Genomic DNA, 14,000 nt, shown 5'->3' on the forward strand with positions numbered 1-14,000 from the left:
TTTGCCTCTCAGGCTGCGGGGCGGATCAGGCTGCGGTGATGCGGCGGCAACGGCCGGGACAGCGTGGTGATCAGCTCCTGGATAGAGCTCAAATTATGCACGGGACGAAATTCGTCAACGTGCGGGAGCATCATTTTGATGCCCTGGGCCTTGGCCTCGAAGCCGCCGAACCGCAGCAGCGGGTTCAGCCAGATCAGCCGCCGGCAGGACCGGTGCAGCCGGTCCATCTCGAAGGCCAGCCTGGAATCGGCCTCCCGCTCCAGCCCGTCGGAAATCAGCAGCACGATGGCGCCCTGGCTCAGCACCCGCCGCGCCCACAATTTGTTGAAGTTGTGCAGCGAGGCCGAGATCCGCGTACCGCCGGCCCAGTCCTCGACTGCCGCCGAGCAGCTTGCCAGCGCCTCGTCCGGATCGCGCTGGCGTAACGCGCGTGTCACATTGGTGAGCCGCGTGCCGAACAGGAACACCGAGACGCGTTTTCGCGCGTCCCCGACAGCGTGCAGGAAGTGCAGGAACAGGCGGGTATACTCGCTCATCGATCCCGAGATATCGAGCAGCGCCACGATCGGGGCCGGCTTCTCGATCCGCCCGAGGCGATGGAGGTCGATGATATCGCCGCCGGTGCGTAACGACGCGCGCAGCGTCCGGCGCATGTCGAGCCGCAGGCCGCGCGGATCGGGCTGGTGCCGGCGCGTCAACAGCTCCGCCTGCGGCAGCCGCATCATCTCGATGGCACGGAGCGCCTCGACGATCTCGGCTGCGCTCATCTGCGCAAAATCCTTCTTCTGAAGGATCTCCTTGTCGGAGACCGACAGGCGCAGATCCTGCTCCTGGTGCTGCTGCGTCTCCGTCATCCGCGGTTGCGACATCGCCTCCTGGACGCGGCGCGAGGCGGCCGGCGGTTTTTTCTTGGCGCCATCCGGCAGCGGCACCGAATCCAGCATGTGCTTCCACTCTTCGGAGGCGCGGAAGAACAGGTTGAAGGCCTGCTTGAAGATCAGTGCATGCTCGTGGCGCTTGACGAAGATCGCCTCCAGCGTGGTGAAGACGTCGGCGCGGCTGCCGATGTCGATCACCTGCAGCGCGTTCATGGCATCGATCACCGCGCCCGGACCAACCGGCATGCCGGTCGCCCGCAGCGCACGCGCAAAGCCGACGATATTGTCGGCGAACTGCTCGGTCTGCTCAGGCGCGAGGTGGTTGATGGCCATGGTCTGCTGTGTCCCTGCCGTCATTCCGGGGCGATGCGCAGCATCGAACCCGGAATCCATTCATCCGCCGTCACCGCTGCACCATGGATTCCGGGTTCGCGCCACGCGCGCCCCGGAATGACGAGCTAGTCGCTCGTCGCTTCCTTCAGCACCTTCTGTAGGGTGTCGCCCTGCATCCGCGTGATGTCGTCCTGGTATTTGAGCAGCGCGCCCAGCGTGTCACCGACCACTTGCGGGGTCAGCGAGCGGGCGTCGAGCTCGGACAGCGCGGTGGCCCAGTCGATGGTCTCGGCGACACCAGGCGACTTGTAGAAGTCCTGGTTGCGCAGCGCCTGCACGAAGCGCACGACCTGCTGCGACAGCTTTGCCGAGATGCCCGGCACGCGCGACTTGACGATCGCGAGCTCGCGATCGGCGGCGGGATAATCGACCCAGTGATAGAGACAGCGCCGCTTCAGCGCGTCGTGAATCTCGCGGGTGCGGTTGGAGGTGATGATGACGATCGGCGGATGCGGCGCCTTCACGGTGCCGAATTCGGGGATCGTCACCTGGAAGTCGCTGAGGATTTCCAGGAGATAGGCTTCGAATGCTTCGTCGGCACGGTCGAGCTCGTCGATCAGCAGCACCGGCGGACCGGCAACGTCGGGCTCCAGCGCCTGCAGCAGCGGCCGCTTGATCATGTAGCGGTCGGCAAAAATATCGCTCGAGAGCTGATCGCGATCGGTATCGCCGGCGGCTTCCGCCATCCGGATCGCGATCATCTGCGCGGCGCTGTTCCACTCATAGACCGCCGAGGAGACGTCGAGGCCTTCGTAGCACTGCAGGCGAATCAGCTTCCGCCCCAGCGCCGCCGACAGCACCTTTGCGATCTCGGTCTTGCCGACACCGGCCTCGCCTTCGAGAAACAGCGGCCGCCCCATGCGTAGCGAGAGATACGTCACCGTCGCCAGCGACCGCTCGGCGAGATAGCCGCGCGAGGTCAAAAGTTCGAGCATCGCATCGACCGATGCCGGCAAGGTCGCTGAAGTCATGAAAGAGCCAGTCTCGCTACGCCCTTACAAGGGGCAAGTATTGGGCCAGATCGTGAGGCCCACTCATTCCTTGGCGTTGGCGGCGTCGAGGGCGCGCCGCGTCAGCACGCCGATGAGATGGGCGCGGTATTCGGCGCTGCCGTGGATGTCGCTGTTCAGCCCTTCCGCCGGCACCTCGATGCCCTCGAGCACCTTCGACGAGAACCGCTTCTTCAGCGCTTCCTCAAAAGCCTCGATGCGAAACACGCCGTCCGAGCCGGCACCGGTCACGGCGACTCGCACGTCCGAGGGCCGCCGTGCCACGAACACGCCGACCAGCGCATAGCGCGAGGCCTGGTTGCGGAACTTGATATAGGCCGCCTTCTTCGGCAGCGGGAACATCACCTTAGTGATGATCTCGTCGGCTTCCAGCGCGGTCGTGAACAGACCCTGGAAATACTCCTCGGCCTTGAGGCGGCGCTTGTTGGTGACGATGGTCGCGCCGAGTGCGAGCACGGCGGCCGGATAATCCGCGGTCGGATCGTTGTTGGCGAGCGAGCCGCCGATCGTGCCCTTGTGGCGCACGGCGGGATCGCCGATTCCGCCGGCGAGATCGGCCAGTGCCGGGATTGCCTCGCCGACGATGGCGGAGGTCGCGACCTCGGCGTGCCTGGCGGTCGCGCCGATCACCAGCGAACGGCCCTTCATCTCGATCGTGTTCAGCCCCTCGATGTGGGAGAGGTCGACCAGATGCGGGGGGCTTGCGAGCCGCTGCTTCATGACCGGAATCAGCGTGTGACCGCCGGCGATCACCTTGGCGTCTTCGTTCTTCACCAGGAGGTTGGCAGCCTGCCGCACGGTCCCGGGGCGATGGTATTTGAATTCGTACATGAGGGTGTCCTGATCGCGGAGGGCGCGCGGTTACGCGAGATCGGATTTCGCCATCGCCTTCGCGCCGGCGGCGATCGAGGCGACGATGTTCTGGTAGCCGGTGCAGCGGCAGAGATTGCCTTCCAGCTCCTCGCGGATGGTGTGGTCGTCGACCTCGTGGCCCTTGCGATGCACGATATCGATCGCGGTCATGATCATGCCGGGTGTGCAGAAGCCGCACTGCAGGCCATGATGCTCGCGGAAGGCTTCCTGCATCGGATGCAGCGGCGCGCCATCGGCCGCCAGGCCCTCGATGGTCTTGACCTCGTGGCCGTCGGCCATCACGGCCAGCGTGGTGCAGGACTTCACGGCCTTGCCGTCGAGATGCACCACACAGGCGCCGCACTGCGAGGTGTCGCAGCCGACATGGGTACCCGTCAGCCGCAGATTCTCGCGCAGGAACTGCACCAGAAGCGTACGCGGGTCGACATTGCCGGTAACAGGATTGCCATTCACGATGAGGGAGATTTTTGCCATAAGCACTCTCTATCAGCGCCCCGACGGGTCCCGTCGAAGCGGTTCTTATAATTATTCCAACCCATCATATGGGCCATTATGCCCTGGGGCAACATCACCCCGGACGCAAGGCGCCATGCCGAAAGACGATAGCCTTCAGCCCTGTACCGCCTTGGCGAAATTCGCGAAAAACTCGTCGGCCAGCTTCTTGGCGGTGCCGTTGATCAGGCGCTGCCCGAGCTGCGCCAACTTGCCGCCGATCTGCGCCTCAACGTCGTAAGACAGCAGCGTGCCGCCGTCCTTCTCCGCGAGCTTGACCACCGCGCCGCCCTTGGCAAAGCCGGCCACCCCGCCCTCGCCTTCGCCTGAGATCTTGTAGCCGTTCGGCGGGTCGAGATCGCTCAGCGTGACCTTGCCCTTGAAGCGCGCCGAGACCGGACCGACCTTCATCTTCGCCGTTGCGCGAAAGCCGCCGTCGTCGGTCTTCTCCAGCTCCTCGCAGCCGGGGATGCAGGCCTTGAGCACCGAGGGGTCGTTGAGCTTCTCCCACACGGCCTCGCGCGGCGCCGCAAGCTGGACTTCGCCGTTCATTGTCATGGCCATGGGGCGTCTCCGGGGATATCGAAGCTGGATCGCATCTGAATAATATTGCTCAAGTAACGCACGGAGGCCGCAAAGGAAAGGGCAGCCCCCGGTCACGTGCAATGCATATTCGCACCTGCAAAATGCCTTGTGCGGTCGGTCAGGGATTGGCAGAGCCGAAGCATGGTGATTAGGTCCGGCGCAACATGAGCACAGCCCTTTCCCCCCTGCTTGCGCCGATGCTGTCGAGCGCAGCCATGCGCGCCGTCTGCGACGACCGGTCCACGCTCCAGAACATGCTCGATTTCGAGGCAGCCCTGGCCCGGGCCGAGGCCGCCGCGGGTGTGATTCCCGTATCCGCGGTAAGCCCGATCGAAGCCGCCTGCAAGGCTGACGCCTTCGACATGGCTGCGCTGGCCGAGGCCGCGACCCGGTCGGGCAATCTCGCGATCCCCCTGGTCAAGGCGCTGACCGCCAATGTCGGCAAGGCCGACGGCGAGGCTGCGCGCTACGTGCATTGGGGTGCCACCAGCCAGGACGTCATCGATACCGCAACCATGCTCGGCTTGCGCGCTGCCATCGATGCGTTGGACGCTGATCTCAACCGCGCCATCAAGGGCTTTGCGACACTTGCCCGCGCCCATCGCAACACCGCGATGGTGGCACGGACCTGGCTTCAGCACGCGCTGCCGATGCCGTTCGGGCTGAAGGCCGCCGAATACGCCTCGAGCCTCGCCCGCGCCCGCTGCCGGCTGCGGCGGCTCCGCCGCGAGGGCCTCGCGCTACAATTCGGCGGCGCCGCCGGCACGCTCGCAGCCCTCGGCGACAACGGGCTCGCGGTGGCCGAACGGCTGGCGCAGGAGCTGAACCTGCCGCTGCCGGAAGCGCCCTGGCATACCCATCGCGACCGCATCGCGGAGGCCGCTTCAAGCTTCGCGATTCTCGCCGGAAGCTGCGGCAAGATCGCGCGCGACGTCTCGCTGATGATGCAGACCGACGTCGGCGAAGCGTTCGAGCCCGCTGGCGAGGGCCGCGGCGGGTCCTCGACCATGCCGCACAAGCGCAACCCGGTCGCAGCCGCAAGCGCGCTCGGCTGCGCGACCATGGCCCCGCAGCTCGCCGCGACGATCTTTGCAGCCCAGGTGCAGGACCACGAGCGCAGCGCCGGGCCCTGGCATGCGGAATGGCCGACGCTGCCGCAATTGATGCTGGTCACCTCGGGCGCGCTTGCGGCCATCGTCGACATCGCCGAGGGGCTGGATGTCGATGCCGCGCGCATGCGCAGCAATCTCGACGCGACGCACGGGCTGATCATGGCGGAAGCCGTCACCTTTGCGCTCGCCGACAAGATCGGCAAGAGCGACGCGCATCATCTGATCGAGGCCGCGAGCAAGCGCGCGGTTGCCGAGAACAAACATCTGCGCGAAATTCTCGCCGCCGATTCGCAGGTCGCTGCGCATCTGACGCCCGAGAAAATAACGGCATTGTTTGAGCCGATGGCCTATCAAGGGATGTCGCAGGTCTTGATCGACCGGCTGCTCGACAGCCTCGACCGCGAATAGAGCAGCCCTGAGCGGAAATAAAAACGGAGACGCCGCATGCCCATGATCGATGCCGACGGTTGCCTGATCAACGTCTCCGTCGAGGGCCGCGACGGCGGGCCGACCTTGATGCTCTCCAACTCGCTCGGCTGTACGCTGCAGATGTGGGAGCCGCAGATGAAGGCGCTGACGCAGGTGTTCCGCGTCATCCGCTACGACCGCCGCGGCCACGGCAAGTCCAAGGTGCCGCCCGCTCCCTATTCGATGGAGCGTTTCGGCCGCGACGTGCTTGCGATCCTCGACGATCTCAACATCGAAAAGGTGCATTGGTGCGGCCTGTCGATGGGCGGAATGGTCGGGCAATGGCTGGGCGCCAACGCGCCGGAGCGCTTCGGCAAGCTCATCCTCGCCAATACCTCCTGCTATTACGCCGAGCCGACCAAATGGCTGGAGCGTATCGACGCCGTGAAGAAGGGCGGCATCGCCGCGGTCGCCGACGGCGTGATCGCCGGCTGGCTCACCCAGGATTTCCGCGAGCGCGAACCTGACGTCGCCGCCAGGATGAAGGCGATGCTGCTCGCGACCCCGGTCGAGGGCTATCTCGCCTGCTGCGAAGCGCTGTCGACCCTCGACCAGCGCGCGCTGCTGCCTGCCATCAAGAACCCGACGCTGGTGATCGCCGGCCGCCACGATCAGGCAACCCCGATTTCTGCGGGCGAGCTGATCCGCTCGAACATTCCCGGCGCGAGCATGACCATCATCGACGCCGCTCACATTTCCAACGTCGAGCAGCCGCACGCGTTCACCGACGCGGTCGTGGGCTTCCTGACGCAACGCTGATCTCGCAACGCCGTCATTGCGAGCGCAGCGAAGCAATCCAGAAATCCCTCCGCAGCGGCAGACTGGATTGCTTCGCTACGCTCGCAATGACGAAGGAGGAAACAACATGGACGACCAGAAGCGCCGCGATGCCGGCATGAACGTGCGCCGAAAAGTGCTGGGCAATGCCTGGGTCGACAAGTCGATCGCCAACCGCAACGCCTTCAACACCGACTTCCAGGACATGATCACCCGCTACGCCTGGGGCGAGATCTGGACGCGGCCGCATTTCGATGAGCGCACGCGGCGGGTTCTGGTGATCGGCACCATGGTCGCGCTTGGGCAATGGGACGAATTCCGCCTGCACGTGCGCGCGGCGCTCGCCGAGGGCGGCTTCACCCCCGACGACATCAAGGAAATTTTGCTGCAGCAGGCGATCTATTGCGGCGTTCCGGCGGCGAACCACGCCGTCAAGGAAGCCTCAGCGATTGTGCAGGAGCTCGGCCTGCTCGATACCTAGCGGCGCGGTGTCCGCGACGTCGACGGTCTTCGGCGCAGCAGCCGGCCGCTCGATCACCAGCACGACCGCCGCACCGAGCAGCAGAAGAAGCTCGGTGGCGTGCAGCCGAAGCGCGGCCATCTCGCCGACCTTCGAGGCCATCACCATGCTCACAAACGAGATCAGGCTGCCGATCGCGAGCGCAATGCCAAGCGTCTCGTCGCTGGCTCCGCTCTTGCGGGTGCGCGGAATGGCGAGCAGCGCAAGATAGATCGCGAAGAACGCCACCACGGTCAGGCGCCCGAGCGCCAGCAGCCAGGCGGCGCGCACCGTGCTCAGGCCGGACATCTGAAGCTGGTCGCTGAGGAACAGCGCCACGGCAACGCTCGGCCGCTCGTAGAGGCCGTGCACCGGCGCCACCATGATGTTGAAGGCGACCATCGTCCAGGCCGGAATGAAATAAGCCGCCAGCAGCACGCCGTTGACCGAGCCGATCCGCCAATTCCTGAACATGCCGCTTCCCGCTTCGCCTGCACCACGCCTTCGGACGGAAGGCTTTGCCGGGGAGCTAACTCGCATCGGACCGTGGCGGCAATTTAAACCCTTTGTTTACCTTAATCGCCCGGCTGGCCAGTTCATTCAAAAAAGGCCCCGCCTTTCGGCGGGGCCCGCTTCACTTCATTAGCCCTGTTCGCTTCATTAGCCTTGGCTCTCGGCTCCCTAATTGTCCTGACCGTGCTGGCCACCCTGCTGGTGGCCGGGCTTGTCGCCCTGGCGCATCGGGTCGTTCTGCTGCTGCTGTCCGGGTTTCTGCCCACCGCCTTGCTGCTGCCCTGGTTGCTGGCTTGGGCGCTGCTGGCCGGGACTCTGGTTCTGCTGGCCCGGATTCTGGTTCTGCTGCTTCGTCATTGGGGGGAAACTCCCTTGTTGGACGTCAGTGCGTGACAACAAGCGGCAGCCGATTTAGTTGCCGCGCGGAACCTGGTTCCTCGCAGTGCGGGGAACCGGGATATAACAGCCGTAGCCAAAATGATCTCTGTACAAGCCTTTATGCCGAGGCAATGGCCAGTTGCAGCCACCAGTTCCCTGCTGTTACAAAACGGGAAGAACGCTCAAGGGCTGCCGGGGCCCGAGAAGAAACTTAAGCACTCTCTCGAAGACCTCCCTTTGAGTCGCGTCAGGTTTGGGTAACGGCAGCCTATGGATTATTTCGCCCAGCAGCTCATCAACGGCCTCGTGCTCGGCTCCATCTACGGCCTGATCGCGATCGGCTACACGATGGTCTACGGCATCGTCGGCATGATCAATTTCGCCCATGGCGACATCTTCATGATCGGCGGCTTCATTGCGCTAATCACCTTCCTGATCCTGATCTCGCTCGGCCTGACCGCGATCCCGGTGATCCTGCTGGTCGTGCTGCTGGTCTCGATGGCGATCACGGCGCTCTATGGCTGGACCATCGAGCGCATCGCCTACCGGCCGCTGCGCCATTCCTTCCGCCTCGCGCCGATGCTGTCGGCGATCGGCATGTCCTTCGTGCTGACCAATTACTCGCAGATAGCGCAGGGCGCGCGCGTCAAGCCGATCCCGCCCTTCATCACCGGCGGCTACACGCTGCATGAGAGCGCCGACGGCTTCGTGATCCAGCTCTCCAACATCCAGATCATGGTGGTCATCACCACCATCGTGCTGCTTGGAATCTTCACCTGGCTGGTCTCGCGCACACGGCTCGGGCGCGACATGCGCGCCTGCGAGCAGGACCAGACCATGGCTGCGCTTCTCGGCGTCGACGTCGACCGCACCATCTCCATGACCTTCGTGATCGGCGCTGCGCTCGCCGCGGTCGCCGGCCTGATGTACCTGCTCTATTATGGCCTGGTCGATTTCTTCATGGGCTTCGTCGCCGGCATCAAGGCCTTCACCGCCGCTGTGCTCGGGGGCATCGGTTCACTGCCCGGCGCCATGCTCGGCGGACTCGCGATCGGCCTGATCGAGACGTTCTGGTCGGCCTATTTCTCGGTCGAGTACAAGGACGTCGCCGCGTTCTCGATCCTGATCGTCGTGCTGATTTTCATGCCGACCGGCCTGCTTGGCCGTCCCGAAGTCGAAAAAGTCTGACGGACCGCCCCGCGTGACAGCCACCCCGCACGAGACCACCAAAGCAAGTCGCACCGCCGGCATCCCCTTCCTTCTGAAGACCGCCTTCATCAACGCGCTGATCGCGCTGGTGTTGTTCTCGCTGATGGTCGGCATCCGTACCGAAGCGGGCTCCGACGGCCAGCTCACCTATTGGGCGCGCTTCGGCGACGTCGCCGCGCTCGTCGGTGCGGTGTTCGGCGGCTCGATCGTGATCGAGCTGCTCAGGCAATGGATTGGCCCGACCGGCGCCGAGAAGCTGGTGCCACCTAGCGTGCAGAGCGGGATGTCGTTCATTGGCCGCTACCTTGCACCGGCACTCCTGATCTTCACGCTGCTGGTGCCCGTGATCTTCTACAACCAGCGCTACATCCTCGACCTCGCGATCCTCGTGCTGACCTATGTGATGCTGGGCTGGGGCCTCAACGTCGTGGTCGGGCTCGCCGGCCTGCTCGATCTCGGCTACGTCGCCTTCTACGCGGTCGGCGCCTATTCCTACGGGCTGCTCGCCACCAGTTTCGGCTGGTCGTTCTGGATCTGCCTGCCGCTCGCCGGCATCCTTGCCGCGTTCTGGGGCGTGCTGCTCGGCTTTCCCGTGTTGCGCCTGCGCGGCGACTATCTTGCGATCGTGACGCTCGCCTTCGGCGAGATCATCCGTCTCGTCATCATCAACTGGCAGAGTCTGACCGGTGGTCCGAACGGCGTCTCCGGCATTCCCCGCCCATCCTTCTTCGGCATTCCGCTCGACAACAGCGACGACGGGCTGGCGGCAAAACTCGGCATCGAATACTCGCCGACCCATCGCATCGTCTTCCTGTTCTATTTGATCCTGGCGCTGGCGCTGCTGACCAATTGGGTTACGATCCGGCTGCGCCGCCTGCCGATCGGCCGCGCCTGGGAGGCGCTGCGCGAGGACGAGGTCGCTTGCCGCGCTCTCGGCATCAACACCACGACCACCAAGCTCACTGCGTTCGCAACAGGCGCCATGTTCGGCGGCTTTGCCGGCGCGTTCTTCGCGACCCGCCAGGGCTTCATCAGCCCGGAATCCTTCACCTTCCAGGAATCGGCACTGGTGCTCGCCATCGTCGTGCTCGGCGGCATGGGCTCACAGCTCGGCGTCGCGCTCGCGGCGCTCACAATGATCGGCGGCTTCGAGCTGTTCCGCAGCCTCGAGAACTACCGCATGCTGGTGTTCGGCATGGCGATGGTGCTGATCATGATCTGGCGGCCGCGCGGCATCATCGGCCATCGCGCGCCGACCGTGTATCTCACCAAGGCGCAAGTCATCTCGTCCGACCTCGTCAAGGAGGGGCATGGATGAGCGGCGAGCCAATTCTCAGCGTCGACCGGCTCACCATGCGTTTCGGCGGCATCGTCGCGGTGCAGGAGCTGTCGTTCGAAGCCGAACGGAAAAAGATCACCGCGTTGATCGGGCCGAACGGCGCCGGCAAGACCACCGTTTTCAACTGCATCACCGGTTTCTACAAGCCGAGCGACGGCGCCATTCGCCTCACCCATGACGACGGCCGGCAAATCGCGCTGGAACGGCTCAACGATTTCCGCATCGCCAAGCAGGCCAAGGTTGCCCGCACCTTCCAGAACATCCGGCTGTTTCCCGGCATGACGGCGCTCGAGAACCTGATGGTGGCGCAGCACAATGCCTTGATGCTCGCCTCCGGCTTTACGTTGCTCGGCCTGATCGGCGTCCCCACCTATCGCGCCGCCGAGAAGCGGGCGATCGCGCTCGCCACCGACTGGCTCAAGCGGATCAAACTGTTCGACCGCGCCGATGACGCCGCCGGCAACCTCGCTTATGGCGACCAGCGCCGGCTCGAAATCGCGCGCGCGATGTGCACCGAGCCTGCGCTCCTCTGCCTGGACGAGCCGGCCGCGGGCCTCAATGCGCGCGAGAGCGCCGCGCTCAGCGAGCTCTTGCTGTCGATCCGCAACGAGCTCGGCACCTCGATCCTCCTGATCGAGCACGACATGTCTGTGGTCATGGAGATCTCCGACCACATCGTGGTGATGGACCATGGCGTGAAGATCGCTCAGGGCACGCCGCGAGAGGTCCGGGACGATCCCAAGGTGATCGCCGCCTATCTCGGCACCGACGAGGAAGAGGCTGTAGCCGTGATGGAGAGCGGGTCGTGACGTCCGCCCCCACTCCCCTGCTCGCGATCCGCGGCTTGCACGCCGCCTACGGTAAGATCGAGGCCCTGAAGGGCGTCGACGTCCAGATCGATGCAGGCGAGATCGTGGCGCTGATCGGCGCCAACGGCGCCGGCAAATCGACACTGATGATGACGATCTTCGGCAAGCCGCGCGCCCGCGCCGGACAGATCCTGTACGAAGGCCGCGACATCACCGACGTCGCCACCCACGAGATCGCGCATCTGCGCATCGCGCAGTCGCCGGAAGGCCGCCGCATCTTTCCGCGCATGAGTGTGGCGGAAAACCTCCAGATGGGCGCGGACGCCACCGAATGCACCGATGCGGAGCGCGAGGCGACGCTGGATCGGGTGTTCACGCTGTTTCCGCGGCTGAAGGAGCGCTACGTCCAGCGCGGCGGCACGCTGTCCGGCGGCGAGCAGCAGATGCTGGCGATCGGGCGCGCCCTGATGAGCCGCCCGCGCCTGCTCCTGCTCGACGAACCCTCGCTCGGGCTTGCACCGCTGATCGCCCGGCAGATTTTTGACGCGATCCGGACCCTGAACCGGCAGGACGGCCTGACCGTCCTGATCGTCGAGCAGAACGCCAACCATGCACTCAAGCTTGCCCATCGCGGCTACGTCATGGTCAATGGCCTGATCACGCTTGCCGGAACCGGCGCCGAGTTGCTGCAGCGCCCCGAGATTCGCGCCGCCTATCTGGAAGGCGGCCGGCACGGCTGAGGCCGCCCAGGTCCTGGCCGAGCCCGGCCCGGGCCCAGTGCGGTGGAATGCGCCGAAATATCTGCGGTTGTGCCCGTATTTTGCCGGTGACTTCTCCCGGGATTCATTCAAGAATGGCGCCGGTTTGAACCGGGCCAACCCGGCAACTTCCACAGACGATCACCCACGAGGTATCTCATGAAATCACTGAAGCTCATCGGTCTGGCATTCGGCGCTTCGATCGCGCTGTCGAGCGCGGCATTCGCGCAGGATGTCACCATCGCAGTCGCAGGCCCGATGACAGGCACGGAGTCCGCATTCGGCCGCCAGATGAAGAACGGCGCCGAGATGGCCGTGGCTGATATCAACGCCGCCGGCGGCGTCAACGGCAAGAAGCTCGCACTCAACGTCGAGGACGATGCCTGCGATCCCAAACAGGCGCGCTCGATCGCGGAAAAGATCGCCGGCGCCAAGATCCCGTTCGTCACCGGGCATTACTGCTCGTCGTCGTCGATCCCCGCCTCCGAAGCCTATGCCGACGGCAATGTGCTTGAGATCACGCCGGCCTCGACCAACCCGCTCTTCACCGAGCGCAAGCTCTGGAACGTGGCGCGCGTCTGCGGCCGTGACGATCAGCAGGGCCTGATCGCGGCGCAGTACATCGCCAAGAACTTCAAGGGCAAGAACATCGCGATCCTCAACGACAAGACCACCTACGGCAAGGGTCTTGCGGACGAGACCAAGAAGGCGCTCAACAAGGCCGGCGTCACCGAGAAGATGTACGAGTCCTACAACAAGGGCGACAAGGACTTCAACGCGATCGTCTCGCGCCTGAAGCGCGACAACATCGATCTCGTTTATGTCGGTGGCTACCACCAGGAAAGCGGCTTGATCCTGCGTCAGATGCGTGACCAGGGCCTCAAGACGATCCTGATGGCCGGCGACGCGCTTGCCGACAAGGAATACGCCTCCATCACCGGCCCTGCCGGCGAAGGCACGCTGTTCACCTTCGGTCCCGATCCGCGCGACAAGCCGACCGCAAAGAAGATCGTCGACGCCTTCAAGGCCAAGAACATCGATCCCGAAGGCTACACGCTCTACACCTACGCGGCGATGCAGGTCTGGTCGCAGGCGGCCAAGAAGGCCGGCACCACCGACGCCAAGAAGGTCATGGAAGCGATGAAGGCCGGCAAGTGGGACACCGTGATCGGCCCGATCGAGTATGACGCCAAGGGCGACATCAAGCAGCTCGACTACGTTGTCTACAGGTGGGACGCGAAGGGCGGCTACGCCCAGATCAAGGGCAATGGCACCTGAGACAGGACGCCTGACCTTATAGCCAGACGACGTCAACGCCCCGGTTCGCCGGGGCGTTTTCCTTTGCAGTCCGGTCAGACGGCTGCGGACAATTCGCCGCCCGCAGCCTCTTGCGCCTTCCGGAGCGCTTGCAGCAGGTCGTTCGGCCGAAACGGCTTTTGCAGGCAGACCACGCCGTCAAGGCCGGGCGCCTCGCCGATGAAGTCCAGCGCCGTCATGCCTGATACCGCCACGATCGGAAATCCGGGAACCCGCTCGCGAATAGCGGCCATGACCTCGATACCACTGGTATCGGTCAGGAAAATGTCGACAATCGCTGCGTCGAAAACGTTCTCGTCGAAGGCCTTCAGGCCGCCCGCGCCGCTCTCCGCTTCAACAACGTCATAACGATTGACCCGAAGCACGATCGAGACCATGGCGCGGACGTCCTTCTGGTCGTCGATAACAAGGACACAGGGCATGGGAACAACTCCCGGATTCGTACCATGAATTGCTTCAATTCAACGGCAACGTGCGCCAAGGCAGTATGGGTCGATCGGGTAAAGCCAACCTTACCGATTCCCTATTCCGATTCTCTGTTCAAGTTAAGTAAGCTGTAACCTTCGGTTGAGTCGCGGGCGGGTTCCGTC

At 64.4% G+C, this 14,000-nt stretch carries 16 protein-coding genes; 9 read left to right on the forward strand and 7 right to left on the reverse strand.

Annotation, left to right across the window (positions count from 1 at the left end):
- Positions 1–8: 8 nt before the first annotated feature.
- The 5 genes from ABID59_RS15010 to ABID59_RS15030 form a co-directional block, all read right to left on the reverse strand.
- A complete protein-coding gene (locus tag ABID59_RS15010; RefSeq protein WP_187434872.1) occupies positions 9–1,211 on the reverse strand; it encodes a vWA domain-containing protein in 1,203 nt (400 codons plus the stop codon).
- Between the two features lie 125 nt (positions 1,212–1,336).
- The gene (locus ABID59_RS15015) at positions 1,337–2,242 is read right to left on the reverse strand and encodes an AAA family ATPase (protein WP_148751516.1); all 906 of its coding nucleotides are present in this window, start codon (positions 2,240–2,242) and stop codon (positions 1,337–1,339) included.
- A gap of 63 nt (positions 2,243–2,305) precedes the next feature.
- Complete coding sequence (locus tag ABID59_RS15020; protein ID WP_354083868.1) at positions 2,306–3,112, reverse strand: FAD binding domain-containing protein; 807 nt, start codon at positions 3,110–3,112, stop codon at positions 2,306–2,308.
- A 30-nt stretch (positions 3,113–3,142) separates the two neighbouring features.
- Entirely contained in the window at positions 3,143–3,628 is a 486-nt protein-coding gene (locus tag ABID59_RS15025) for a (2Fe-2S)-binding protein (protein ID WP_148751514.1), read from the reverse strand.
- A gap of 135 nt (positions 3,629–3,763) precedes the next feature.
- Positions 3,764–4,210 carry an SRPBCC family protein gene (locus ABID59_RS15030; protein WP_148751513.1) on the reverse strand — a complete coding sequence of 149 codons (447 nt, stop codon included), beginning with the start codon at positions 4,208–4,210 and terminating at the stop codon, positions 3,764–3,766.
- 185 nt (positions 4,211–4,395) lie between these two features.
- On the opposite strand from ABID59_RS15030, the gene ABID59_RS15035 reads away from it, so the two are divergent.
- From ABID59_RS15035 to ABID59_RS15045, 3 genes are all read left to right on the forward strand, one after another.
- Positions 4,396–5,751: a 3-carboxy-cis,cis-muconate cycloisomerase gene (locus ABID59_RS15035; RefSeq protein WP_354083869.1), complete on the forward strand. Its 1,356-nt coding sequence runs from the start codon at positions 4,396–4,398 to the stop codon at positions 5,749–5,751.
- A 36-nt stretch (positions 5,752–5,787) separates the two neighbouring features.
- Positions 5,788–6,570 (forward strand): 3-oxoadipate enol-lactonase, encoded by a 783-nt coding sequence (gene pcaD, locus ABID59_RS15040; RefSeq protein ID WP_354083870.1) that lies wholly within the window; start codon positions 5,788–5,790, stop codon positions 6,568–6,570.
- A gap of 106 nt (positions 6,571–6,676) precedes the next feature.
- Positions 6,677–7,069, forward strand: coding sequence for a carboxymuconolactone decarboxylase family protein (locus ABID59_RS15045; RefSeq protein ID WP_148751510.1), 393 nt, complete (start codon positions 6,677–6,679; stop codon positions 7,067–7,069).
- Here ABID59_RS15045 and ABID59_RS15050 read toward each other — a convergent pair.
- On the reverse strand, positions 7,031–7,561 hold the full coding sequence (locus ABID59_RS15050) for a hypothetical protein (protein ID WP_354083871.1): 531 nt from the start codon (positions 7,559–7,561) through the stop codon (positions 7,031–7,033). The two genes, ABID59_RS15045 and ABID59_RS15050, sit on opposite strands and share 39 nt — an antisense overlap.
- Positions 7,562–7,783: 222 nt before the next feature.
- On the opposite strand from ABID59_RS15050, the gene ABID59_RS15055 reads away from it, so the two are divergent.
- From ABID59_RS15055 to ABID59_RS15080, 6 genes are all read left to right on the forward strand, one after another.
- Positions 7,784–7,993 (forward strand): hypothetical protein, encoded by a 210-nt coding sequence (locus ABID59_RS15055; protein ID WP_354083872.1) that lies wholly within the window; start codon positions 7,784–7,786, stop codon positions 7,991–7,993.
- 255 nt (positions 7,994–8,248) lie between these two features.
- A complete protein-coding gene (locus tag ABID59_RS15060; protein ID WP_148751508.1) occupies positions 8,249–9,166 on the forward strand; it encodes an ABC transporter permease subunit in 918 nt (305 codons plus the stop codon).
- 13 nt (positions 9,167–9,179) lie between these two features.
- Complete coding sequence (gene livM, locus ABID59_RS15065; protein ID WP_148751507.1) at positions 9,180–10,505, forward strand: high-affinity branched-chain amino acid ABC transporter permease LivM; 1,326 nt, start codon at positions 9,180–9,182, stop codon at positions 10,503–10,505.
- Positions 10,502–11,335 (forward strand): ABC transporter ATP-binding protein, encoded by an 834-nt coding sequence (locus ABID59_RS15070; RefSeq protein ID WP_148751506.1) that lies wholly within the window; start codon positions 10,502–10,504, stop codon positions 11,333–11,335. Before livM ends, ABID59_RS15070 begins: the two co-directional genes overlap by 4 nt.
- Complete coding sequence (locus ABID59_RS15075; protein ID WP_354083873.1) at positions 11,332–12,075, forward strand: ABC transporter ATP-binding protein; 744 nt, start codon at positions 11,332–11,334, stop codon at positions 12,073–12,075. Before ABID59_RS15070 ends, ABID59_RS15075 begins: the two co-directional genes overlap by 4 nt.
- Positions 12,076–12,252: 177 nt before the next feature.
- Complete coding sequence (locus ABID59_RS15080; protein WP_354083874.1) at positions 12,253–13,371, forward strand: branched-chain amino acid ABC transporter substrate-binding protein; 1,119 nt, start codon at positions 12,253–12,255, stop codon at positions 13,369–13,371.
- A gap of 74 nt (positions 13,372–13,445) precedes the next feature.
- Here ABID59_RS15080 and ABID59_RS15085 read toward each other — a convergent pair whose 3' ends face one another.
- A complete protein-coding gene (locus tag ABID59_RS15085; RefSeq protein WP_354083875.1) occupies positions 13,446–13,832 on the reverse strand; it encodes a response regulator in 387 nt (128 codons plus the stop codon).
- Positions 13,833–14,000 lie beyond the last annotated feature (168 nt).

The sequence above is a fragment of the Bradyrhizobium sp. S3.3.6 genome (assembly GCF_040546905.1).
Lineage (GTDB): Bacteria > Pseudomonadota > Alphaproteobacteria > Rhizobiales > Xanthobacteraceae > Bradyrhizobium > Bradyrhizobium cytisi.